This is a genomic window from Isoptericola nanjingensis (assembly GCF_050311635.1).
Lineage (GTDB): Bacteria > Actinomycetota > Actinomycetes > Actinomycetales > Cellulomonadaceae > Isoptericola > Isoptericola nanjingensis.
The window spans coordinates 382,660-406,452 of the sequence record NZ_JBNOZL010000004.1; the positions used below are offsets into that span (position 1 = coordinate 382,660).

24 protein-coding genes are annotated in these 23,793 nt (G+C 74.4%); 14 read left to right on the forward strand and 10 right to left on the reverse strand.

The window, feature by feature from the left end:
• Positions 1–32: 32 nt before the first annotated feature.
• The gene (locus ACQP6G_RS09910; protein ID WP_429764132.1) at positions 33–230 is read right to left on the reverse strand and encodes a hypothetical protein; all 198 of its coding nucleotides are present in this window, start codon (positions 228–230) and stop codon (positions 33–35) included.
• A gap of 249 nt (positions 231–479) precedes the next feature.
• Between ACQP6G_RS09910 and ACQP6G_RS09915 the strand changes: the two genes are divergently transcribed.
• The 13 genes from ACQP6G_RS09915 to ACQP6G_RS09975 all read left to right on the forward strand — a co-directional run bounded on the left by ACQP6G_RS09915 (position 480) and on the right by ACQP6G_RS09975 (position 15,228).
• Entirely contained in the window at positions 480–1,580 is a 1,101-nt protein-coding gene (locus ACQP6G_RS09915; RefSeq protein ID WP_429764134.1) for an HrcA family transcriptional regulator, read from the forward strand.
• A gap of 71 nt (positions 1,581–1,651) precedes the next feature.
• Positions 1,652–2,776, forward strand: coding sequence for a molecular chaperone DnaJ (gene dnaJ / locus ACQP6G_RS09920; RefSeq protein ID WP_429764136.1), 1,125 nt, complete (start codon positions 1,652–1,654; stop codon positions 2,774–2,776).
• Positions 2,777–2,818: 42 nt separating this feature from the next.
• Entirely contained in the window at positions 2,819–3,598 is a 780-nt protein-coding gene (locus ACQP6G_RS09925; protein WP_429764138.1) for a 16S rRNA (uracil(1498)-N(3))-methyltransferase, read from the forward strand.
• Positions 3,599–3,643: 45 nt separating this feature from the next.
• The gene (locus tag ACQP6G_RS09930) at positions 3,644–3,997 is read left to right on the forward strand and encodes a histidine triad nucleotide-binding protein (RefSeq protein WP_429764140.1); all 354 of its coding nucleotides are present in this window, start codon (positions 3,644–3,646) and stop codon (positions 3,995–3,997) included.
• A 106-nt stretch (positions 3,998–4,103) separates the two neighbouring features.
• Complete coding sequence (locus ACQP6G_RS09935; RefSeq protein WP_429764142.1) at positions 4,104–5,189, forward strand: PhoH family protein; 1,086 nt, start codon at positions 4,104–4,106, stop codon at positions 5,187–5,189.
• Positions 5,186–5,638, forward strand: coding sequence for an rRNA maturation RNase YbeY (gene ybeY / locus ACQP6G_RS09940; protein WP_429764144.1), 453 nt, complete (start codon positions 5,186–5,188; stop codon positions 5,636–5,638). Before ACQP6G_RS09935 ends, ybeY begins: the two co-directional genes overlap by 4 nt.
• 28 nt (positions 5,639–5,666) lie before the next feature.
• A complete protein-coding gene (locus tag ACQP6G_RS09945) occupies positions 5,667–7,046 on the forward strand; it encodes a hemolysin family protein (protein ID WP_429764145.1) in 1,380 nt (459 codons plus the stop codon).
• Entirely contained in the window at positions 7,043–8,032 is a 990-nt protein-coding gene (gene era / locus ACQP6G_RS09950) for a GTPase Era (protein ID WP_429764146.1), read from the forward strand. Before ACQP6G_RS09945 ends, era begins: the two co-directional genes overlap by 4 nt.
• Positions 8,033–8,567: 535 nt before the next feature.
• Positions 8,568–9,701: an alpha/beta hydrolase family protein gene (locus tag ACQP6G_RS09955; protein ID WP_429764292.1), complete on the forward strand. Its 1,134-nt coding sequence runs from the start codon at positions 8,568–8,570 to the stop codon at positions 9,699–9,701.
• Positions 9,702–9,839: 138 nt separating this feature from the next.
• A complete protein-coding gene (locus tag ACQP6G_RS09960; RefSeq protein WP_429764147.1) occupies positions 9,840–11,555 on the forward strand; it encodes a DUF7937 domain-containing protein in 1,716 nt (571 codons plus the stop codon).
• A gap of 240 nt (positions 11,556–11,795) precedes the next feature.
• Entirely contained in the window at positions 11,796–13,568 is a 1,773-nt protein-coding gene (leuA, locus tag ACQP6G_RS09965; protein WP_429764148.1) for a 2-isopropylmalate synthase, read from the forward strand.
• Positions 13,569–13,657: 89 nt separating this feature from the next.
• Entirely contained in the window at positions 13,658–14,389 is a 732-nt protein-coding gene (recO, locus tag ACQP6G_RS09970; protein ID WP_429764149.1) for a DNA repair protein RecO, read from the forward strand.
• A 44-nt stretch (positions 14,390–14,433) separates the two neighbouring features.
• A complete protein-coding gene (locus tag ACQP6G_RS09975; protein WP_429764150.1) occupies positions 14,434–15,228 on the forward strand; it encodes an isoprenyl transferase in 795 nt (264 codons plus the stop codon).
• 66 nt (positions 15,229–15,294) lie between these two features.
• On the opposite strand, the gene ACQP6G_RS09980 is transcribed toward ACQP6G_RS09975, so the two are convergent.
• The 9 genes from ACQP6G_RS09980 to ACQP6G_RS10020 all read right to left on the reverse strand — a co-directional run bounded on the left by ACQP6G_RS09980 (position 15,295) and on the right by ACQP6G_RS10020 (position 23,241).
• Entirely contained in the window at positions 15,295–16,350 is a 1,056-nt protein-coding gene (locus ACQP6G_RS09980; RefSeq protein ID WP_429764151.1) for an iron-siderophore ABC transporter substrate-binding protein, read from the reverse strand.
• Positions 16,351–16,413: 63 nt separating this feature from the next.
• Entirely contained in the window at positions 16,414–17,301 is an 888-nt protein-coding gene (locus ACQP6G_RS09985) for an ABC transporter ATP-binding protein (protein WP_429764152.1), read from the reverse strand.
• The gene (locus tag ACQP6G_RS09990; RefSeq protein WP_429764153.1) at positions 17,298–18,371 is read right to left on the reverse strand and encodes a FecCD family ABC transporter permease; all 1,074 of its coding nucleotides are present in this window, start codon (positions 18,369–18,371) and stop codon (positions 17,298–17,300) included. The genes ACQP6G_RS09985 and ACQP6G_RS09990 overlap by 4 nt, the downstream gene beginning before the upstream one ends.
• Position 18,372: 1 nt before the next feature.
• A complete protein-coding gene (locus tag ACQP6G_RS09995; protein ID WP_429764154.1) occupies positions 18,373–19,419 on the reverse strand; it encodes a FecCD family ABC transporter permease in 1,047 nt (348 codons plus the stop codon).
• Positions 19,416–19,970, reverse strand: a complete 555-nt coding sequence (locus tag ACQP6G_RS10000; RefSeq protein ID WP_429764155.1) for a DedA family protein — start codon at positions 19,968–19,970, stop codon at positions 19,416–19,418. The genes ACQP6G_RS09995 and ACQP6G_RS10000 overlap by 4 nt, the downstream gene beginning before the upstream one ends.
• Before the next feature lie 34 nt (positions 19,971–20,004).
• Positions 20,005–20,400: a Fur family transcriptional regulator gene (locus tag ACQP6G_RS10005; protein ID WP_429764293.1), complete on the reverse strand. Its 396-nt coding sequence runs from the start codon at positions 20,398–20,400 to the stop codon at positions 20,005–20,007.
• Between the two features lie 41 nt (positions 20,401–20,441).
• On the reverse strand, positions 20,442–21,365 hold the full coding sequence (locus ACQP6G_RS10010) for a metal ABC transporter permease (RefSeq protein WP_429764294.1): 924 nt from the start codon (positions 21,363–21,365) through the stop codon (positions 20,442–20,444).
• A 14-nt stretch (positions 21,366–21,379) separates the two neighbouring features.
• The gene (locus ACQP6G_RS10015; protein WP_429764156.1) at positions 21,380–22,252 is read right to left on the reverse strand and encodes a metal ABC transporter ATP-binding protein; all 873 of its coding nucleotides are present in this window, start codon (positions 22,250–22,252) and stop codon (positions 21,380–21,382) included.
• A complete protein-coding gene (locus ACQP6G_RS10020) occupies positions 22,249–23,241 on the reverse strand; it encodes a metal ABC transporter solute-binding protein, Zn/Mn family (protein WP_429764157.1) in 993 nt (330 codons plus the stop codon). Before ACQP6G_RS10020 ends, ACQP6G_RS10015 begins: the two co-directional genes overlap by 4 nt.
• A gap of 145 nt (positions 23,242–23,386) precedes the next feature.
• Here ACQP6G_RS10020 and ACQP6G_RS10025 point away from each other — a divergent pair, with 145 nt between their 5' ends.
• Positions 23,387–23,737 (forward strand): YciI family protein, encoded by a 351-nt coding sequence (locus ACQP6G_RS10025; protein WP_429764158.1) that lies wholly within the window; start codon positions 23,387–23,389, stop codon positions 23,735–23,737.
• Positions 23,738–23,793: the final 56 nt, after the last annotated feature.

Consider the following 23,793-nt stretch of genomic DNA (forward strand, 5'->3'; position numbering starts at 1 on the left):
CGTGACGGCCGGCTCGGCGCCCGACGTCGCGGTCACTGGGGCCAGGGCCGCACGAGGCCCGCGGGCAGCTCCCACGGGCGGCGGGCCGCCCGGCGGCGCCGGACGGCCGTGCGGCGGTGTGCGCGGCGCGCCTCCCGGGCGGCACTCCGTGCCGCCGCCTCGTGACGCACCGCCTCCTCGAGGTCCACCTGGCGGGCGCGGAACTCGTCGTAGTACAGGAACTCGTTCATCACCGGTCTCCTTCGCCGGGGCCGGGCGGCCTCCGGTGGTTCCACCCTCGGTTCGTGAGGTACCGGCGCGGATCGGTCAGGTGCCGGATCTTCCGGGGGCGGGGTACCTCAGACGGCCGCGGGGTACCTCAGCCGGGGCGACGTCCGTGGGCCCGGCGTGTCGGGGCCGGGTCCCCCGGACCTCCGGCGAGCCCGCGTAGGATGGCACTCGGGACACGAGAGTGCTAAGGACCCGACCCGAGGAGGACCGTGAGCGAGGAACGTCGCCTGGCCGTGCTCCGCGCGATCGTGGAGGACTACGTCCACACGCGCGAGCCCGTGGGGTCGCGCGTGCTCACGGAGCGGCACGGCCTCGGGGTCTCGCCCGCCACGATCCGCAACGACATGGCGGCGCTGGAGGAGGCCGGGTACATCGCCCAGCCGCACACGTCGGCCGGTCGTGTCCCGACCGACAAGGGGTACCGCCTCTTCGTCGACCGGCTCGCGGAGGTGCGTCCGCTCACCAGCCCGCAGCGCCGGGCGATCGAGACGTTCCTGTCCGAGGCGATCGACATGGACGACGTGCTCGGCCGTGCCGGGCGCCTCATCGCCCAGCTCACGGGGCAGGTCGCGGTGGTCCAGTACCCGTCGCTGCGGCTCGCGGGGCTCCGGCACCTCGAGCTCGTCCCCGTGGGGGGCGCGCGGTTGCTGGTCGTGGTGATCAGCGACGCCGGCCGGGTGGAGCAGCGCTTCCTCGACGTCGGCGTGGGCCCCGGTGCGGAGCCCGCGGTCGTCGCCGTGGACGCCCCGGCGGGGCCGGAGCCCGACCCCGGCGCCCTCGACGAGGGCACGCTGAGCGAGCTGCGCGCGCGCCTCAACGCCGCCGCGGCGGGCAAGGGGCTCGCGGACCTGCCCACCGCCTTCGCGCGCGTGGTGTCCGGGGTGGACGCCGCCCTGGCCCCCCTGGCCCGCGGCATCGCCGACCTCGTGGTCGACACGCTCGGCGCGCAGCGCGAGGACCGCATCGTGCTCGCGGGCACCGCCAACCTCGCCCGGGCCGACATGCGGTTCGAGCAGGGGCTGAGTCCCGTCCTGGAGGCGCTCGAGGAGCAGGTCGTGCTGCTCGGGCTCCTCACGGAGCTGGCGGCCGAGCCGGTCACCCGGGTCGGCGGCGGGGTCGGCGTCCGCATCGGGCACGAGAACCGTCTCGACGGCCTCGCCGAGACCTCCGTCGTCGCCTCCGGCTACGGCGGCGACGGCGACACCGTGGCGATCCTGGGGTCCATCGGTCCCACCCGGATGGACTATCCGGGCACGATCGCCTCCGTCCGCGCCGTCGCCCGCTACCTGTCCCGGGTGCTGCCAGGCTGACCGCCCCGCGGCATCCTTGAACCCGCCGACCTGACCGTGCACGTCACCGACACGTCACCGAAGAGAGACCTGTGACCGACTACTACGAGATCCTGGGCGTCCCCCGCGACGCCTCGGCCGAGCAGATCAAGAAGTCGTACCGCAAGCTCGCCCGCGAGCTGCACCCCGACGTCGCCGGCGAGGCCGGCGAGGAACGTTTCAAGGACGTCGCCCGCGCCTACGAGGTGCTGTCCAACCCGGACAAGCGCCAGCAGTACGACATGGGCGTGGACCCGAGCTCTCCGTCGGGCGGCGCGGGCGCCGGCTTCGGCAACGGCTTCGGCTTCCAGGACATCTTCGAGACGTTCTTCGGCGGCGGCGGCCAGCCCGCCGGGCCCGTGCCGCGCGCCCGCCGTGGCCAGGACGCCCTCGTGCGGATGGACATCGACCTGGCCGAGGCGGCGTTCGGCGCCAAGCGCGAGCTCCAGGTCGACACCGCCGTCGTGTGCGGCACCTGCGGCGGCAACGGCTGCCGCCCCGGCACCGACCTCAAGACCTGCGACGTCTGCCACGGGCGCGGCAACGTGCAGCGCGTGGCGCGCTCCTTCCTCGGCCAGGTCATGACGACCGCGCCGTGCGCCGCCTGCCAGGGCTTCGGCACCGTCATCCCCGAGCCGTGCGCCGACTGCTCGGGCGAGGGGCGGGTGCGCTCGCGCCGCACGCTGACGGTCAACGTGCCCGCCGGCGTCGACACCGGCACGCGCATCAAGCTCACCGCGCAGGGCGAGGTCGGCCCCGGTGGCGGCCCCGCCGGCGACCTGTACGTCGAGATCCGCGAGAAGCCGCACGACACGTTCGTGCGCCGCGGCGACGACCTGCACTGCACCCTCCAGGTGCCGATGACGGCGGCCGCGCTCGGCACCGTGCTCGACCTCGAGACGCTGGACGGCGAGCAGGAGATCGACCTGCGGCCGGGTACCCAGCCGGGCCAGGTCGTCACCCTCAAGGGCCTGGGCGTCGGGCACCTGCACGCCGGGGGGCGCGGCGACCTCAACGTGCACGTCGAGGTCCAGGTGCCGACCGCCCTGGACGACGAGCAGACCGAGCTGCTGCGCTCGTTGGCCACGCTGCGCGGCGAGGAGCGGCCCGAGCCCCGCCTCTCCGCCGCCCACCCGGGCGTGTTCTCCCGGCTCCGGGACAAGCTGAGCGGTCGCTGACGTGGGCGCTGCACCGGGGGCCCCGCGGGCAGGCGGGACGGCGTGAGCGCGCCGGTGTTCCTCGCCGACGGCGGCGCGCTGGGCGCGCTCGGCCCGGGTGACGTCTACGTGCTGGACGGCGCCGAGGGCCGGCACGCGGGCGTCGTCCAGCGGCGCGGCCCGGGCGAGCGGCTGGACGTGGTCGACGGCGCGGGCACGCGGCTGCGGTGCGTGGTCGACGCCGTCGCGGACGGCGTGGTGCGGCTGCGCGTCGACGAGGTCGTCTCCGAGCCGGCCCCCGGCGTCGTGCTGACCCTGGTCCAGGCCCTGGCGAAGGGGGACCGCGACGAGCTGGCCGTCGAGGCCGCGGTCGAGGTCGGCGTCGACGCGGTGGTGCCGTGGCAGGCCGACCGGTCCGTCGTCGTGTGGCGCGGGCAGCGGGCGGCGAAGTCGCGTGCCAAGTGGGTGGCGACCGTGCGGTCCGCGGTGAAGCAGGCGCGGCGCGCCTGCCTGCCGCCGGTGGCGGAGCCCGTCACCTCCCGCCAGCTCGCCGCGCGCGTGCGCGAGGTCGTCGCCGGCGGCGGGGCCGCCGTCGTGCTGCACGAGGACGCCACGACGGCGCTCGCGGACGTCGCGCTCCCGGCATCGGCTGCCGAGCCGGTCGAGACCCCGGCCCTGCTCGTCGTCGTCGGGCCGGAGGGCGGGATCTCCGACGCGGAGGTCGCCGCGCTCGAGGAGGCGGGCGCCGTGACCGCTCGGCTCGGGCCGCACGTGCTGCGCACCTCCACGGCGGGGCCGGTCGCCGTCGCGCTGCTCAGCGAGCGGCTCGGGCGCTGGGTCTGACCGGACCGACGGCACGCGGACCCGGTGCGCGGTAACGTCCGGGGCATGACGAGCGCGCCCAGCACCGACTGCCTGTTCTGCAAGATCGTCGCCGGCGACCTGCCGGCGGACGTGGTCGCCACCACCGACCGTGTGATCGCGTTCCGCGACATCGACCCGAAGGCGCCCGTGCACGTGCTGGTGGTGCCGAGGGAGCACCACGGCGACGTCGCGACGCTCGCCCAGGCGGACCCCGAGCTGCTGGCCGAGGTGGTCGCCATGGCCGACCGGGTGGCCGGCGACCTCGCGGACGGCCAGTACCGCTTCGTCTTCAACTCCGGCCCGCGCGCCGGGCAGAGCGTGTTCCACGTGCACGGCCACGTGCTCGCCGGCGCGCAGCTGGGCTGGACGCCCGCCTGAATTCGGCTGCCCCGTCGACCGCCGCTCGATAGACTCGAGTCCTCAGCCGTTCCTCGCACGTCCCTCGCACCGTCTTCCGAAGGAGGGCCCCGGCGGCAGCCGGCCCATGACATCGACACCCCACACCGCCCCCGGCGCGCCTGGCGCGCACGGCGAACGGTCCACCGAGCACCGCATCGTGGTGCCGCCGCACGTGCCGATGGTGGCGCTGCTGGGCAGCAGGGACTCCGTGCTGCGGGCCGTCGAGGACGGCTTCCCCGGCGTCGACGTGCACGCCCGCGGCAACGAGATCGTCGTCAGCGGCCCGGCCGGCGACGTCGCCCTGGTCTCCCGCCTCCTCGACGAGCTGGTCGAGGTGGTGGAGTCGGGCACCCCGCTCACGCCCGAGGTTGTCGCGCGGTCGGTGCAGATGCTCACGGCGGCGTCCGTGCAGCGCCCGGCCGAGGTCCTGACCTTCAACATCCTCTCCAACCGCGGTCGCACGATCCGCCCGAAGACGGTGGGCCAGAAGCGCTACGTCGAGGCGATCGACGCCAACACGATCACGTTCGGCATCGGGCCCGCGGGCACCGGCAAGACCTACCTCGCGATGGCCAAGGCCGTGCAGGCGCTGCAGGCCAAGCGCGTCAACCGCATCGTGCTCACGCGCCCGGCCGTCGAGGCGGGGGAGAAGCTCGGCTACCTGCCCGGGTCGCTGAGCGACAAGATCGACCCGTACCTGCGCCCGCTGTACGACGCGCTGCACGACATGATGGACCCCGACGCCATCCCGCGGCTCATCGAGGCCGGGACGATCGAGGTGGCGCCCCTGGCCTACATGCGGGGCCGCTCGCTCAACGACTCCTTCATCATCCTCGACGAGGCGCAGAACACCTCCGCCGAGCAGATGAAGATGTTCCTCACGCGCCTGGGGTTCGGCTCCACGATGGTCATCACGGGCGACGCCACGCAGGTCGACCTCCCCGGCGGGACGACGTCGGGCCTGCGCGTGGTGGAGGACATCCTCACGGGCGTCGACGACGTCGAGTTCTGCCGGCTGACCTCGGCGGACGTCGTGCGGCACCGGCTGGTGAGCGACATCATCGACGCGTACGCCCGCTGGGACGTCGCGACGGCGCGCCCGGACCAGGGCAGGCAGGGACAGGGACGGCAGGGCCGCGGCCCGCACGAGCGAGGGGCACGCCGACAGTGAGCATCGAAGTGGCAAACGAGTCCGGCGTCGAGGTCGACGAGGCGGAGTTCGCCGCGCTCGGCCGGTTCGTGCTGGACACCCTGCACGTGCACCCCCGCAGCGAGCTGTCGATCATGTTCGTCGACACGACCGTGATGACCGAGCTGCACGTGCAGTGGATGGACGAGCCGGGCCCCACCGACGTGCTCTCCTTCCCGATGGACGAGCTGCGGCCGGGGCGCGAGGGCGAGGAGACGCCGCCGGGCACCCTCGGCGACGTCGTGCTCTGCCCGGAGGTGGCGGCCCAGCAGGCGAAGGTCGCGGGGCACTCCACGGCCGAGGAGCTGCTGCTGCTCACCACGCACGGCATCCTGCACCTGCTCGGCTACGACCACGCCGAGCCGGAGGAGGAGAAGGAGATGTTCGCGCTGCAGCGCCGCCTCCTGCTCACCTTCCTCGCCGGCCGGTGAGCGCGACGACGGACCGGACGGTGGCCTGATGGACGGACCGGAGCTGCTGCTGGCGCTCGTGGCGCTGGTCGCCCTGGCCCTCGCGGGGATGCTGTCCGCCGGCGAGGCCGCGGTGCTGCGGATCACGCGCACGTCGGTCGCCGACGCGGTGATCGAGGCGGAGACGGCGGAGGACCTCACGGCCACGGCCCGCCGCACACGGTTGACCCGGCTGCGCGCGGTGCAGGGCCTCGTCGTCGACCCGCCCGCGGCGGTGGCGGCGTTCGCGCTGGTGCGGGTGTTCGCCGAGACCGTCGCGCTCGCGGCGGCGACGCTGATGATCGCCGACTGGTTCGACACCTGGTGGCAGGTGCTCCTCGCCGCCGGCGTGGTGGGCCTGGTGGCCGGCGTCGTCTTCGTGCGGCTCAGCCCGCGCGCTCTCGGCCTGCGCCGGCCGCTGTCCGTGCTCGTCGCGCTCGCCGGCCCGCTGTCCGCCGTGCACCGCGCCGCCGCCTGGCTCACCGACCGCACCTCGGAGCGCGCCGCGGGGCGCGCCCCCGAGCGCGACGGCGAGCACGACCCGGGCGAGGACGCGCTGCGCGAGGTCGCCGAGCGGGTCCGGGACAACGAGGCGATCGAGGACGCCGAGCGCGAGCTCATCCGCTCGGTCGTCGAGCTGGGCGGCACGCTGACCCGCGAGGTCATGGTGCCGCGCACCGACATGGTGACGGTCACGGCGGCGACGCCGCTGCGGAAGGCGATGCGCCTCTTCCTCCGCTCGGGGTACTCGCGCGTGCCCGTCGTCGGGGAGGAGGTGGACGACCTTCTGGGCGTCGCCTATCTCAAGGACGTCGCCCGCGTGCTCGAGAACGAGTCCGCGGCCGCGGAACGGCCGGTCGTCGAGGTCGCCCGCGACGCCGTCTTCGTGCCGGAGTCGAAGCCCGCGGACGAGCTGCTCCGCGAGATGCAGGCCTCCCGCTCCCACATCGCCGTCGTCGTCGACGAGTACGGCGGCATCGCCGGGCTCGTCACCGTCGAGGACGTCATCGAGGAGCTCGTCGGCGAGCTGACCGATGAGCACGACACGGCCCCGGAGCTCGAGCCGGAGGACCTGGGCGACGGCACGTTCCTCGTCTCCGCGCGGATGCCCGTCGACGAGCTCGGCGAGCTGTTCGACCTGCGGCTCGACGACGACGACGTGGACACCGCGGGCGGCCTGATCGCCAAGGCCCTCGGCAAGGTGCCGCTGACGGGCGCGACGGCCGACGTCGGGGGGCTGCACCTCGTGGCCGACCGCGTCGAGGGCCGCCGCAAGCAGCTCGCCACCCTCCGGGTGCGCCGCACGACCCCCACCTCGCACGACGAGGACGACCCAGCAGCGGGTGGCGAGCACGCCACGCCGCCAGACCATAAGGAAGCACACGCATGACCTCCGAGAGCCACCATCCCTCCGTCGTCACCCCGCACGACGAGGGGGACGCCCACCGCTCCGGCTTCGCCTGCCTCGTGGGGCGGCCCAACGTCGGCAAGTCGACGCTGACCAACGCGCTGGTGGGGGAGAAGGTCGCGATCATGTCCGCGCGTCCCCAGACCACGCGGCACACGATCCGCGGCATCGTGCACCGCGACGACGCGCAGCTCGTGCTCGTCGACACGCCGGGCCTGCACCGTCCGCGCACGCTCCTCGGCGAGCGGCTCAACGCGCTCGTGCAGGACACGCTCGGCGAGGTCGACGTCATCGCGTTCTGCCTGCCGGCCGACCAGAAGATCGGCCCCGGCGACCGGTACATCGCCTCGCAGCTCGCCCCCCTGATGGAGGGCCGCCGGGCGGTTCCCGTCGTCGCCGTCGTGACGAAGTCCGACCTCGTGGACCGCGGGCGTCTCGCCGAGCACCTCCTGGCGGTCGACGAGCTCGCGCGGTCGGTCGACCGGGACTGGTCGGCGATCGTGCCCGTGTCCGCCCGCGACGGCTACCAGGTGGACGAGCTGACCGACGTCCTCGTCGCGCACCTGCCCGCCGGGCCCGAGCTCTACCCGGGCGGCGAGCTCACCGACGAGCCCGAGCAGGTCATGGTCGCCGAGCTGGTGCGCGAGGCCGCGCTCGAGGGCGTCCGCGACGAGCTGCCGCACTCGCTGGCCGTCGTCGTCGAGGAGATCCTCGAGCGGGAGGGCAGCGGTGACCCGGACAAGGGGAAGCCGCCGCTGCTGGACGTCCGCGTCAACCTGTTCGTGGAGCGTGACAGCCAGAAGGCGATCGTCATCGGCAAGGGCGGGTCGCGGCTGCGCGAGGTCGGCACCAACGCCCGCAAGGGCATCGAGAAGCTGCTCGGCACGCGCGTGTACCTCGACCTGCACGTCAAGGTGGCCAAGGACTGGCAACGCGACCCCAAGCAGCTGCAGCGCCTCGGGTTCTGACGTCGCGGGCGGGGGTCCGCCGGCCTCACGGGGGACGTCCCCCGAGGTCGCGGGGGAATTCCTTGCCGTGCGCGGGGACAGCGCCGAGTAGCATCGCTGCGTGGTGTTCCGGACTATTGCGACGACAGCGGCGATCCTGGTGGGCCTGGCACTGACCGGGGCCGTGGCCGGCCCGCAGTGGGACCCGGTGCCGGTCACGGACCACCTCGTCCCGGCGACGGACGACACCTCGATCGGCGGTGTCGCCCCCGGCGCGGACATCGGCGAGGTCGGCGAGTTCGAGGTCCGGGAGACGGCCGTGACGATCCCGCTCGACGGCACCGTCGTCGGCGGCCTCCTGCGCCAGCCGCTGGGCGACGACGGCGAGCTGCTGGCCGACCGGCCCGGCGTCGTGTACGTGCACGGCGCGGGCACGGGCAAGTCCACGGAGGCCTTCACCGAGTCGGCCACCGCCCTCGCGAGCGCGGGCGTCGTGACACTGGTGCCCGACAAGCGCCTGGACACGTACACCACCCGGGACCGCGACTACGTGGCGATGGCCGCGGACTACCAGCACTCGGTCGACCTGCTGCGCACGATCGACGGCGTCGACCCCGAGCAGGTCGGCGTCTACGGCGAGTCGGAGGGCACCTGGATCGTGCCCGTCATGCAGGCGCAGGACCCGACCATCGCGTACACGGTCCTCGTCTCGGCGCCGGTGGTGCCGCCGCGGCAGCAGGCCGCGTTCGCGGTCGACAGCTACCTGCGCAACACCGGCGTGCCCCAGCAGGTGTTCCGCGCCATCCCGCGCGCGGTCGGGATGCAGCTGCCGGGCGGCGGCTTCGAGTACGCCGACTTCGACGTGCGCCCGTGGCTCGAGCAGCAGACCGCCCCCGTCCTCGTGGTCTACGGCACCGCCGACCCGTCGATGCCGGTCGAGCAGGGCGCGCGGCAGGTCATCGCCGACACCGCGGTGAACGGCGACGACGCCCCCGTGACGGTGCGCTACTACGCCGGGGCCAACCACGGGATCAACGTGCCGCTCGACGGCGGGATGCACCTGCACCCCGACTTCGCGCGCGACGTCGCCACCTGGATCCAGGGCATGCCCGGCACGGCCGACGCGCCGCCTCGGGTCGCCGGGGACACGCCGAACCAGCTCTACGTCGCCTCGGCCGTCCCGCAGCCGCGGTGGTGGGGCAACGGGGACATCGTCGTGGGCGCCGTGATCGCGGGCGCCGGCCTGCTGCTGGTCGGCCCCCTGGTGTGGGGCGTCCACGCCCTGGTGCGGCGCGCCGTCCTGCGCCGGTCGTCGTTCGCCGCGCCGCGCCTCGCCCGCGGTCTCCGGTCGTCGCTGCTGGGCCTCGGCGTCGGGTCGGTGGCGACGATGGTCGCGCTGGTGGTGTACCTCCTGGCGGTGGCGCGCCTCGCGCTCGACTACCAGCGCGACGACCTCGTCGTGCAGGGCGGCTGGATCGTCGTGCGCCTGCTCGGGGTCGCGACCGCCGTCGCGGCCGCGCTGGTGATCCGGCGGGTGGCCGACGCGCGGGCGGAGCGCCGCGCGGGGGGCGACGTCGTCGTCGTGGCACGTGGCTGGCCCGCCGTGCTGACGTTCTGGTGCACCCTGGCCGGGTCGCTCGCCCTCCTGGGCACCCTCGCGTACTGGGGCGTCTACCAGCTCGGCATCTGAGCAGGGCGTGCGGGAACGGTGACGGTGTGACCGACCCGTCCGCGCGGGAGACGACGCAGAGCGTCGGCGTCGGGTAGAAACGGGGGCGGGGGCACGATGACCCGGTCCCCCTCGGAGCCCAGCCCTGGAGACGCACGCATGACCGATCCCGACACCCTCGACGCACCCGAGCAGGAGCGCTCACCGTTCGGCGGTGTGACGGTCCGCGAGCTCGTGCGCGACGTGGTGGCCGCGTTCGCGCTGCTCGTCGCCCTCCCGCTGCCGTGGGACCACGCCCACCGCGGCAGCGACCGGCTCGAGATCGTGCTCGCGACCGTCCTCGCGCTCCTCGCGATCGCCGCCCCGTACCTGCGGCGTGGCGGCGTCGGCCCGTCGTCGTGGGACGTCCTGACCTCACGGCGCACGGTCGCGCTCGCCTGCGTGCCCTACGCGGTCGTCGCGGTCGTGTACCTGGTGCTGGACGCCCTCGCCCCGGCGGACGCCGCGGGCGGGGTCGGAGCGGGGCTCGCGGTCGGCCTCGCGGGCGCCGCGCTCGCGGCCGCGTCCCGCTGGGCGCACGCCCCGGCGGTCGTCGCCGGGGTGGTCGCGCTCGGCACGCTCGCGACCCCGGTCGCGGCGCTCGTGCAGGGCGCTCCGTGGGTCGTGTCCGTGGTCGGCCTCCTCAACGCCCTCGTGGTGCTGGGCGTGCTGTGGTTCACGGTCGGCACGTACCTGCGCTCGGGCGACCTCGCCTCCGGCTACGTGCTCCTGGCCCTGGGCGGCGCCGTCGCGCTCGAGCTCGTGCTCTTCGCCGGGGGCAACGTGGACCCGTGGTTCGAGAGCGTCCACGAGCAGCGGCTCGGCCTCCTGCTCCTGCCGGTGGTCGCGGGGATCACGGCGCGGCGCATCGTCGACGACGCCGCGGCCACGGCCGACGAGCCCGACGACGTGCGCGCGGCGCGCTGGGTGGCCGTCGCGCTGCGGGCGCTGGGCCTCGTCGCGCTGGTCGCCGCGTTCGTCGCCCTCGTCGCGCTGCTGCTGGTCGTGGCGGACGGCGTGAGCGTGGGGCGCGTCCTGAGGCTCGTCGTGGGCGTGCTGATGGTCGGGGTGGCGGTCGCCGCGCGGCGCGCGCTCGCGCGCGACCCGCGCGCCGGGCACGCCACCGCCGTCGGCGCCACGTGCGTCGTCGTGGTGCTCGGCCTGGTGATCGTCGTCGCGCGCGCCGGCCTCGGCACGCAGTCCAACGTCGAGGAGCTGCTGGTGGCGTTCGGCCTGCCGGCCGTCGCGCTCGCCGTCCTGCTCGTGCCGCCGTCCGTCCGCGCGCTCGTCGCGTCGGAGCCCGAGACGCCCGAGCCCGCCCCGTCCGGGCCGTCGGAGGACGCACCGTCGGTCGCTGCGTCCGACGCCGTGTCCGAGACCCCGGCCCAGCCCCGGGTCGAGTCCGCGACGGCGGGCCGCCCCGAGGCCGCCGAGGTGTCGTCCAGCACCGGGGCGTACCCGGTCGCTCCTGCAGCGGAGCCCGTGGGCAGGGCGCCCCGGTCCGCCCCGGTCGCGACACGCCCCGAGGCCCGGCCGCTCGACGCCACCCAGCAGATCGCGCCCGTGCGGGCCGCCCGGGCGCCGGACTCCACGCAGGTGCTCCCGCCCGTGCAGGCGGCACCCGCACGGACGGCACCCGTCCAGGCGCCGGGCTGGTCCGTGGCCCAGGCGATGGACCCGTCGACGCCGCTCGCGGACCTCGCGCGGATCTCGGCGGAGGCACCCCACCTGCGCTCGTACGTGGCCGCGAACCCGTCGACCTACCCGGCGCTCCTGGACTGGCTCGGGGCCCTCGGCGACCCGGCCGTGGACGCCGCGCTGCGCTCCCGGCGCTAGGTCAATACGCTGCGGCAAGGCGGGCGTCCGGTCGGATCCTGGACGCCTCAGGCGACGCTCTGACGAAGGTGTACGGTGGCAGCGTGCAGCGCACGGTGAGCCTTCTCCTTCGGTGCCGCGGCGGGGCCTTCTAAGGCCGGACCCCCGTCGCGGAGGTTGTGGCGCGCCGGCCGACAGGTCATGACCGACGACCCCACCCGGGACGTGGGTCACCGAGCCCCCACCGAAGGACGCGACACCATGCAGAACCATCACCCCCAGGGCATCGCCGGCGCCAACCCCCAGCGCCCCTCCGGGATGCCGTACACGCGCTACCTCCCGTTCCACGAGCAGATCGTCGTCGACCTGCCGGACCGGACGTGGCCCGACAAGCGCATCACGAAGGCCCCCCGCTGGTGCGCCGTCGACCTGCGCGACGGCAACCAGGCGCTGATCGAGCCGATGGACGCCGAGCGCAAGCTGCGGATGTTCGACCTGCTCGTGCAGATGGGCTACAAGGAGATCGAGGTCGGCTTCCCGTCCGCGTCGCAGACGGACTTCGACTTCGTGCGCCAGCTCATCGACACCGGCCGCATCCCCGACGACGTGGTCATCCAGGTGCTGACGCAGTGCCGCGACCACCTCATCGAGCGCACCTACGACGCGATCCGGGGCGCCAAGCAGGCGATCGTGCACATCTACAACTCGACGTCGATCCTGCAGCGCGAGGTCGTCTTCCGCAGCGACATGGACGGCATCGTCGACATCGCCCTGCAGGGCGCGCGCCTGTGCCGCAAGCTCGAGGAGACCATCCCCGAGACGACGGTGTACTACGAGTACTCGCCCGAGTCGTACACCGGCACCGAGCTCGAGTTCGCCGCCCGCATCTGCAACGAGGTGCTGGAGGTGCTGGAGCCCACGGCCGAGCGTCCGGTGATCATCAACCTGCCGGCGACGGTCGAGATGGCCACCCCGAACGTCTACGCGGACTCGATCGAGTGGATGAACCGGAACCTGGCCTTCCGCGAGCACGTCGTGCTGTCGCTGCACCCGCACAACGACCGCGGCACGGCCGTCGCCGCCGCCGAGCTCGGCTACCAGGCCGGCGCCGACCGCATCGAGGGCTGCCTGTTCGGCAACGGCGAGCGCACGGGCAACGTCGACCTGGTGACGCTCGGCATGAACCTGTTCGGCCAGGGCGTCGACCCGCAGATCGACTTCTCCGACATCGACGGCATCCGCCGCACCGTGGAGCACTGCAACCAGATCCCGGTGCACGAACGGCACCCGTACGTGGGCGACCTGGTCTTCACCGCGTTCTCCGGGTCCCACCAGGACGCGATCAAGAAGGGCTTCGAGCACATGGGTGCCCGCGCGGAGGAGGAGGGCAAGCCGGTCGACGAGCTCACCTGGGGCGTCCCGTACCTGCCGATCGACCCGAAGGACGTGGGCCGGTCGTACGAGGCAGTGATCCGCGTGAACTCGCAGTCCGGCAAGGGCGGTATCGCGTATCTGCTGTCCACCGAGCACTCGCTGGACCTGCCGCGCCGCCTGCAGATCGAGTTCTCCGGCGTGGTGCAGCACTACACCGACACCGAGGGCAGCGAGGTCACGGGCTCCGACATCTGGCGGATGTTCAGCGACGAGTACCTGCCCGTCGAGGAGCACGACGCCCGCGGTCTCGAGCCCTGGGGTCGCCTCCGCCTGCGGGAGACCCGGTCGACCTCGGCCGAGGGCGGCGCGACCGCGCTCGCCGTCGACGTCCTCGACCAGGGCGTGGAGCACACGCTGGAGGGCACCGGCAACGGCCCGCTCGCGGCGTTCGTGGACGCGATCTCGAAGGTCGGCGTGGACGTGCGGGTGCTCGACTACGCGGAGCACGCGCTGTCGGAGGGCGGCGACGCCACCGCGGCGGCCTATGTCGAGTGCCAGGTGGGCGACGACGTCCTGTGGGGCGTCGGCATCGACCCGTCCATCACGACGGCGTCCCTCAAGGCGATCGTGTCGGCCGTGAACCGCGCCGCCCGCGGCTGACCTGTCCCGCGAGCTGTCAGGACCAGCGCCATGTCTGCGTGGCGCTGGTCCTGACAGCTTTCGTGGGTGGGGACTGAGAGAATGAGCCCGTGCCCCTGTACCGAGACGACGCGATCGTGCTGCGCACCCACAAGCTGGGCGAGGCCGACCGGATCGTCACGTTCCTCACCCGCGAGCACGGCAAGGTGCGGGGGGTCGGTCGCGGGGTCCGGCGCACGTCGTCGCGTTTCGGGGCCCGGCTGGAGCCGTTCATGGCCGTGGACGTGCAGCTGCACTCCGGCCGCAACCTCGACACCGTGACGCAGGTCGAGACGATCGGGCCGTACGCCCGCGCGATCTGCGAGGACTACGCGCTGTACACGTCCGGCGCGGCGATGCTCGAGGCCGCCGACCGCCTGGTCGCCGCGGAGCACGAACCCGCCGTGCAGCAGTACTGGCTGCTCGCCGGCGCGCTCCGCGCGCTCGCCGAGCGCGCCCACGCGCCGGGGCTGGTGCTCGACTCGTACCTGCTGCGCGGGCTCGCCGTGGCCGGCTGGGCGCCGTCGTTCACCGACTGCGCCCGCTGCGGCGAGCCGGGGCCGCACCACGCGTTCTCCGTGGGCCAGGGCGGGGCGGTGTGCTCCCGCTGCCGCCCGCCCGGCTCCACCGCCCCCGCGCCGGAGACGTTCTCGCTGCTCGGCGCGCTGCTCGGCGGGGACTGGGAGACGGCGGACGCCTCCGAGGCGCGCCACCGCACCGAGGCCTCGGGCCTCGTCGCGGCCTACTCCCAGTACTACCTGGAGCGCACCCTGCGCTCGCTCCGCATGATCGAGCGCGCCTGACCCCGCGCGCCCGACCCCCGCGCACCGATCGAGAGAGAGGCCCGATGCCCCGTTCGTCCGGCGAGTACGCCGAGCCCTACCCGCACCCCTCGGGGGCGACGCCGCCGAGAATCCCGGCGCAGTTCGTGCCGAACCATGTGGCGATCGTCATGGACGGCAACGGCCGGTGGGCCAACGCGCGCGGGCTGCCTCGCGTGGAGGGGCACAAGCAGGGGGAGAAGTCGCTGCTCGACGTCGTGGCCGGCGCGGTGCAGATCGGCGTCAAGCACGTCTCCGCGTACGCGTTCAGCACCGAGAACTGGAAGCGGTCGCCGGACGAGGTCAAGTTCCTCATGAACTTCAACCGCGACGTCATCCGGCGGCGCCGCGACGAGATGTCGTCGTGGGGCGTGCGCATCCGCTGGGCGGGGCGTCGGCCGAAGCTGTGGGGGTCGGTGATCAAGGAGCTGCAGGTCGCCGAGGAGATGACCAAGGAGAACGACCGCTGCACCCTGACGATGTGCGTCAACTACGGCGGGCGGGCGGAGATCGCCGACGCCGCGGCGGCGATCGCCCGTGACGCCGCCGCCGGGAAGCTCAACCCGGCGCGCGTCTCCGAGAAGACGATCCAGAAGTACCTCGACGAGCCGGACCTGCCGGACGTCGACCTGTTCCTGCGCTCGTCGGGGGAGCAGCGCACCTCGAACTTCATGATCTGGCAGGCGGCGTACGCGGAGATGGTCTTCCTGCCGGAGCCGTGGCCGGACGTCGACCGGCGGCACCTCTGGCGCGCGGTGGAGGAGTTCGCCCGCCGCGACCGTCGCTACGGCGGCGCCGTCGACACCCCCGACGCCGACTGATCTCAGCACGAACCCCCGCCCGGTCGCGAGGACCGGACGGGGGTTCGTGGCATGCGTGGCCGGCGGTCAGTCGCCGAGCACCTCGGCCATGGAGTCGACGAGGGCCGGCAGGCCGTTCTCCCAGTACACCGACAGGGCGGTGGGCGGCGACACGGCCGACACCTCCGCGGTGCCGACGACCTTCACGACCTTCCCGTCCTTGACCGCGGGGAGCGCCTGGAGGTCCTTGTTGTCGTCGAAGGCCTGGGCCGCCTCCTCGCTGGCCGAGTAGGAGATGACGAAGTCCGAGTCGAGCTTGTCGAGCTCCTCGTAGGACAGGTCGTAGTAGAAGCTGCCGTTCGACGTGTCGAGCTCCGTGACCGAGGGCGCGTTCTTCACGCCCAGGCCCTCGAGGAACACGGTCCGCGGGTCGTTCGGCGTGTACACGGAGACGATGCCCTTCGTCGGGTCGTCGTAGATCGCCGCGAACGTCTTGCCGTTGAACTCGGGGTGCTCGGCAGCCTTATCGGCGACGAAGTCGTCGATGTCGCCGAGCACCTGGGTGCCGGCGTCCGAGCGACCGAGCGCCTGGGCCGTGAGCGTGATCGTGTCCTGCCACGTCGTGGTCCACGGGGCGTCGGGGTAGGCGACGACGGGGGCGATGTCGCTCAGCACGTCGTACTGCTCCTGGGTGAGCCCGGAGTAGGGCGCCACGATGAGGTCGGGCTTCGCCTCGACGAACTCCTCGTAGGGCACCGTCGCGCCGCCCTCGGGGTCGGACAGGATGGCGGGCTTGTCCACGCCCTCCTCGTCGTAGGCGTCCTCGACCCACGGCAGCAGCGCGTCCTCGCCGACGGTGTAGATCTGCTCGGCGACCGCGACCGGGTAGACGCCCGCCGCGATGGCGGCCTCGGTGGAGCCCCAGCCCCAGGTGGCGACGCGCTGCGGCGCCTTCTCGATCACCGTCTCGCCGAGCGCGTGCTCGATCGTGATCGGGAACTCGTCGGTGGGCTCGGACCGGACGTTGCCCGAGGCGGCCGACTGGTCGCTCTCCGGGGCGTCGTCGGACGCGCAGCCGGCGAGGGTCAGGGCGGCCGTCGCCGCGAGGGCGGCGGCAGCGGTGAGAGGTCGGCGAAGACGCACGGGTTCTCCTCGGTGTGCTCGCGCCGGCGGCGCGAGAGGAACAGTAGGTGAGGCGAGCCTAACCTATCTTGTGGTGCCGTCGTGCGTCCGTCCGAGGGGCACGACGAGTGGCGTTCCCGACACCGGGTCCGGCACGACCTGCGCCCGCAGGCCGAACGCCGCGCGCACCGACGCGGCGGTGAGGACGTCGCCGGGGCGTCCCTCGGCCACGACCTGCCCACCGCTCATCACCACCAGGTGGTCGGCGTAGCGGGCGGCGAGGTTGAGCTCGTGCAGCACCATGACGACGGTGGTGCCGCGGGTGCGGTTCAGCTCGGTCAGCAGGTCGAGCAGGTCGACCTGGTGGGCGAGGTCGAGGTAGGTCGTGGGCTCGTCGAGCAGGACGACGTCGGTCTCCTGCGCCAGCACCATCGCGATCCACACGCGTTGGCGCTGGCCCCCCGACAGCTCGGCGACGGGCCGGTCGGCGAGGTCGGCGACCCCGGTGGCCTCGAGGGCGCGCAGCACCGCGCCGTCGTCGGTGGAGCTGTGCCGGCCGAACCAGCCCTGGTGGGGGTACCGGCCGCGGCCCACGAGCTCCGCGACGCGGACGCCGTCGGGGGCGATCGACGACTGCGGCAGCACACCGACCCGCTTCGCCAGCTCCTTGCGCGACAGCCCGCCGACGTCCTCGCCACCCAGCGTCACGCGGCCGCCGTCGAGCGGGTGCAGCCGGGCCAGGCCGCGCAGCAGCGTCGACTTGCCGCAGGCGTTGGGGCCCACGATCGCCGTCACGCGGCCGGCGGGGAGCTCCAGGTCGAGACCGTCGATCACGCGGCGCCCGTCGTAGCCGAGGCTCACGCCGTGGGCGCGCAGCGTGACGTCCGCCGCCTTCCCCGTCGTGCCCTGGGACGGGTCCGGCGTCGCGTCGGGACGCGCGGGCGGCGCGGGGTGCCGGTGCACGTCGGTCATGCGAGCCTCTTCCTTCGATCGGTGGCCAGGAGCCACAGGAGGTAGGGGGCGCCGATGAGGCCGGTCACGATGCCGGTGGGCGCCTCGAGTCCGAACAGCAGGTGCTGGCCCACGACGTCCGCCGCGAGCACGAGGACGGCGCCGGTGAGCACCGAGACGGCGAGCGCCGCCCCGCCGTCGGACAGCAGGCGGCGCGCGATCGCGGGGGCCACGAGGGCCACGAAGGCGAGCGGGCCGACGAACGACGTCGCGACCCCCACCAGGCCGACGGCCAGCAGCAGCGACGTCACGCGGGCGGCGTCGACGGGGACGCCGAGGGCGCGCGCGTTGTCGTCGCCGAGCGCGAGCGGCCCCTGCCACCGCGAGACGGCGGCGATCCCGGCGCCGAGCACCAGGGCGGCCGCGGCGAACGTCACGAGGTCCGCGCCGCGCACGTCGGCCACGCTCCCGACCGTCCACACGAGCGCCGACTGGGCGGCACGGATCTCGACGCTCGCCAGCAGCCAGGCGAGCAGCGACGAGCACAGGTAGGCGAAGCCGACGCCCACCAGGACGAAGCGGATCGAGTGCAGGCCCTGGCGCCACGCGAACAGCCAGATGGCGAGCGCGACGAGCAGGGCGCCGACGAACGCCGCCCCGGACACGGCGAGCCCGGTGAGGCCGAGGACGAGCATCGCCGTGACGGCGCCGAGGCTGGCGCCGCTCGCGATGCCGAGGATGTCGGGGCTGGCGAGCGGGTTGCGCAGCGTCGTCTGGAACATGGCGCCCGCCAGCCCGAAGGACGCGCCCGCGAGGATCGCGGTCTCGATGCGGGGCAGCCGCAGGCGCTGCACGACGAACAGGTCGCCGTCCGAGCCGACGCCGAACAGCGCCGCCAGGGCGCGGCCGGGCGCGAGCGACGCCTCGCCGAGCGTGAGGGCGAGGGTCGCGAACGCCACGAGCAGGACGAGGAGCGACGCGACCACGAGGGTGAGCCGCCGTCGGCGGCGGCGGCGCAGGGCGACGACGGGGTCGGCGGGGGCGCCGGGGGCGTCGGGGTCCGCGGGGCGGGCGACGAGGTCGGCGGTCATCTCACACCCCCGCCACGGTCCGGCCGCGGGCCACGGCCACGAGCACGGGGGCGCCGATCGCGGCGGCGACGACGCCGGCCTCGAGCTCGGAGTGCGGCAGCACGAGCCGCCCGATGACGTCGGCCCCCAGCAGCATGACGGGGCCGAGGACGGCCGTCAGCGGCACGATCCAGCGGTAGTCGGTGCCGACCAGGCGGCGGGCGGCATGCGGCACCGCCAGCCCGACGAGGGCGATCGGGCCGGCCAGCGCCGTCGCCGTGCCGGCGAGCAGGATGACGGCGACCGCCGTGAGGCCCCGCGTCACCCCCACGCGCTGACCGAGCGCGGAGGCGACGTCGTCGCCGAGCGCGAGCATGGAGAGCCGGTGCGCGAGCGCCCCCGCGAGCACGATGCCGACGACGACGAAGGGCCACAGCACCGACAGCGTCTCGGTGCCGCGCCCGGTGAGGGAGCCCACCGCCCAGAAGCGGTACATGTTGAAGGCCTCGGGGTCGCGCAGCAGCACCAGGGTGATCAGGGGTGTGATGAGCGCGGTGACGGTCGCTCCGACGAGGGCGAGCTTGACCGGCTGGCCCGCGCCGATGGAGAAGACCAGCAGCGCGGCGGCGGCGGTGCCCGCGAACGCGAACCAGACGAAGCCGAGCGGGGAGGCCACGCCCAGCATCGACACGGCGATCACGACGGCGAGCGACGCCCCCGAGTTGAGGCCGAGCAGGCCCGGGTCGGCGATCGGGTTGCGCGTGACGCCCTGCACGAGGGTGCCCGCGATGCCGAGCGCCGCGCCGGCGGCGAGCCCGATCAGCGTCCGGGGCACGCGCTGGTCGCGCACGACGTCGTGGTCGACGTTCCCCGCGACCGGGTGGGTGAGCGCCTGCCAGACGGTCGCGACGTCGATGTCGCGCACGCCCAGCGCGAGGCTCGCCAGCACGACGAGGGCGAGCACCCCGAGGGCGGCCACGATCAGCAGCAGACGGCCGCGGGCACGGCGGGCGACGAGAGCCGCCGCGGGCCGGGCGGCGGGCGTGACGGCGGCGGTCGTCGCGCTCACGACGCGTCCTCGGTCGCGGGGGCGGCCGTCTGGTCGGTGGCGGTACGCCGGGTCAGCCGGTAGACCACCCAGGAGACCAGGGCCACCGCGCCGAGGCCGACCGCGACGAGCGTCACGGGGTGGCGCAGGCCCACGGCGATCGCGGCGTTGACGGCGGCGGTGCCGACCGTCGTCCAGATGCCGGCCCACACGGCGCAACCGGCGAGCAGGGCCGCGAGGTAGCGCCCGAAAGGCATGCGGAGGTAGCCCGCGGCGAGGTTGACGAGGGTCTGCACCCCGACGGTGAAGAACGACAGCGTCACCGCGGGCGGGCCCCAGCGGTTCACGCGCTCGATGACCGCCGCCGCGCCCGGGCGGGCCAGCGCGTCGGCGACCCGTCCGCGGGACGTGCCGCGGGCCACGCCGCGCCCGGCCCAGTAGGTGGCCTGCGCGCGGACGAGCACGATCCCGAACGCCGCCGCGTACACGACCCAGAACGGCACCCCGGCGATCGTGAAGACGCCGGTGGGTTCCTCGGCGGCCGCGGCGAGCGTGGGAGTGGTCAGGTGCACGGGAACATTGTGCCCGACTGAGGTATGCCTGCCCTCATTCGACCAACCGGTCGTCCGTCGCCCGGCAGGTGGAGCAGGTGCCCCACAGCTCCACGGTGTGCTCGATGTCGGCGAAGCCGTGCGCGGCGCCGACCGATGCGGCCCACTGCTCGACCGTCGGCCCGTCGATCTCGACCGCGCGACCGCACGACCGGCACACCAGGTGGTGGTGGTGCTCGCGGCGGGCGCAGCGGCGGTACAGGCTCTCGCCGTCCTCGCTGCGCAGGACGTCGACGTCGCCGCCGTCGGCCAGGGCCTGCAGCGTCCGGTACACGGTGGCGAGCCCGACGGCGTCGCCGCGGGCGCGCAGCAGCTCGTGCAGCTGCTGCGCGCTGCGGAACTCGTCGGTGTCGCCGAGGGCGTCCGTGACGGCCGCCCGCTGCCGCGTCATCCGCGGCGGCGCGGCGGTGCGGACGGTCGGGGTCGTGTCGTTCACGGCGTGCACTCCTCCTGAGGGGCGGCCCGGCCGGCTCCGGCCGGGGAGACGGCGACGTCGTCGGGGATGTCGGGATGCGGGTCGACGGGGGCCTGGCGTCGGGCGAGGACCGGGTGCAGCGCCGCGACCACCGCGTAGACGCCGATCGCCAGCACGACGATCAGCGCGCCGGGCGAGACGTTGTGCCAGTAGGTGATGGACAGGCCGGTCACGCACACGGCCACGCCGACGACGGACGCGACCAGCATCGTGCGGCGGAACGACCGGGTGACGAGCTGGCCGATCGCGACCGGCACGATCATCAGCGCCGAGACGAGCAGCAGCCCGACGACGCGCATCGCGACGGTCACGGTCAGCGCGGCGAGGACGGCCACCGCCATGTTCAGCGCCCAGACGGGCAGCCCCGAGGACTGGGCGAACTCCTCGTCGTGGCTCACCGAGAACAGGGCCGCGCGCAGCCCGAGGCCGATGAGCAGGATGAGGCCGCACAGGGCCACGGTGACCCAGACGTCGGACAGCGTGACCGACGAGATGGAGCCGAACAGGTACGCCATGAGGCTGCCGGACGAGCCGCCGGCGAGGCCGATGAGCAGGACGCCGCCGGCGATGCCGCCGTAGAACAGGATGGCGAGCGCCAGGTCGCCCGACGTGCGGCCGCGGCGGCGCACCACCTCGATGAGGACGGAGCCCGCGACGGCGGCGACCACCGCGCCGGGGACGGCGAGGACGTCGTCGGGCACCAGGCCCATCGCCGCGCCGACCAGCCAGCCGAGCGCGACGCCGGTGAGCGCGACGTGCCCGATGCCGTCGCCCAGCAGGGCGAGGCGCTTCTGCACCAGGTAGGTGCCGACGACGGGCGCGCTGACGCCGACCAGCAGGGCAGCGACGAGCGCGCGCTGCATGAACGGGTCGGTGATCATCTCCCACAGGCCGCTCACGGTGCCACCTCGTCCTCGGTGTCGTCGGGCCGGTCGAAGGGCCCCTCCGCCAGGCGCACGTTCTCGGGGTGCTGCACGGTGCGGGGGTGCGCGTGCGGGTGCACGTGGTCGTGGGCCTCGCCGCCGTGGCCGGGCTGCGGCGTCGGCGGGGCGCCGTCGTGCACCACGCGGCCGTGCCGCAGCACGACGCAGCGCTGCACGAGCGGCGCGAGCTCGCCGAGCTCGTGCAGGACGACCAGCACGGTCATGCCGTCGGCCACGAGCCTGGTCATGGTGGCGGCGAAGGCCTCCTGGCTGGGCCGGTCGACGCCCGCGACGGGCTCGTCGAGCACGAGCAGCTCGGGCTTGCGGACCAGGGCGCGGGCGATGAGGACGCGCTGCTGCTGGCCGCCCGAGAGCTGGTGCGTGGCGTAGCGGGCGCGGTCGGCGAGGCCGACCAGCTCGAGGGCCTCGTGGACCTGGGCGCGCCAGCCGCGCGGCAGCCGCAGGCGCCGGCCGTGCAGCAGGCCCGAGGCCACGACCTCCGCGGCCGTGGACGGGACGCCGGCGGCCGCGCTGACCCGCTGCGGGACGTACCCGACGCGCGACCACGGCACGTCGTCCCCGAGCGCGTGGCCGAAGAGGTGCACGCTGCCCGCCGTCGTCGGCAGGACGCCGACCAGCGTGCGCACCAGCGTCGACTTGCCGGAGCCGTTCGCCCCCAGCAGGGCGACGACCTCGCCGCGCCGGACCGTGAGGTCCACGCCGCGCAGCACCGGGCTGGCGCCGAGGCGCACGTGCACGTCACGGGCCTCGATCGCGGGGACGGCGGCGTCGCGCGGCGGCGGGGGAGTCGCGGCGCCCGGGGAGTCGGTGGCGAGCGTGGTCATGAGCACTGGAGCCCTTCGGTGAGCGCGGCCAGGTTGTCCTGCATGACCGAGACGTAGTCGTCCCCGGCCTCGGCCGCGTCCTCCGACAGCCCCTCGAGCGGGTCGAGGACGGCGGTCGTGACGCCGATGTCGTTCGCCAGGGTCTCGGCCACCTTGGGGCTGGTCAGCGTCTCGGTGAAGATCGTGCTGACGTCGTTCTCCTCGACGATGGCACCGACCTCGCGCAGGCGCGCGGGGGAGGGCTCCGCCTCCGGGTCGAGGCCGACGATTCCCACCTGCTGCAGGTCGTAGCGCTCCGCGAGGTAGCCGAACGCCTCGTGCGACGTGACGAGCGTGCGCGACGCGCACTCCTGCAGGCCGGCGTCGAACTCGCCGTCCAGGTCCTTGAGCGACTTCTCCAGGGCGCGGGCGTTCTCGGCGTACGTGGCGGCGTGCTCCGGGTCCGCCTCGCCGAGCGACGCGGCGACGGCGTGGCCGACGTCGATCACCCGCGTCGGATCGAGCCAGAAGTGCGGGTCCATGGCGCCCTCGGCGGCGTGGTCGTGCCCGTCGCCGCCCTCGTCGGCGTGCTCGTCCAGCTCCTCCTCGAGGTGGTCCGCCGCGGCGTCCTCGTCGGTCGGCGTGCCGGGGTGCTTCTCGAGCGTCACGACGTCGCTGGTGTCGACGACGTGCTCCGGCGCCTGTGTCGCGACGGCCTCGTCGACCGCCGTCTGGAAGCCGGAGGAGTACACGACGAGGTCCGCCGTCCCGATCTCCCGCACCTGGGCGGGGGAGAGCTCGAGGTCGTGCGGCTCCGCGGCCGGCGGGGTGAGGTTGGAGACCGTGACGAGGTCGCCGCCCACCTGCTCGGCCACGTACTGCAGCGGGTAGAACGAGGCCAGCACCTCGAGCGTGCCGTCGGCGGCGCCGTCGTCGGTGGAGCAGCCCGCCAGCACGGCGGGCAGGGCGAGGACGGGCAGGGCGGCGAGGGCCGCGCGTCGGCGAAGCATGAGAACGATTCTCAGGAAGTTGAGAACGGTTGTCAACTCAAGGTCGCGCGCCCGACGGCGTCCCTTTCGCCCTCGCGACGACCTCGGCGGGATCCGTACCCTGACGGCAGCGGCCGCGCCGGGGCGGCCGGGGCGGGAGGGTCTGATGCGGTTCGACGAGCTGGTGCTGGTCCGGCTGGTGCGCCCGGACGACTGGGCACCGCTGCCCGCGGACGAGGAGATGCAGGTGCAGGACGCCCACCTGGCCGCCGTCGCCGACCTGCACGCCGTCGGCCTGCTGCTCGCGGCGGGTCCGGCCGACGGGGCCGACGAGCGGGTGCGCGGGTTCGCGGTCATGAGGTGCGGCGCCGAGGAGGCGCAGGAGGTGTGGGCCCGGGACCCGGGTGTGCTCGCGGGCCGGTTCGTCGCCGAGTGCACCGCGTGGCTGGTGCCGGCCGGGATGGTCGCCGCCGGTCCGGGTGCGCCGCCGCGCTCCGTGGACGAGGCGGGGGCCTGAGGCGCCCGGGGCCGGTGAGCGGCCCCGGTAGGCTGGGGGCCACCGCAGCCGGTCGA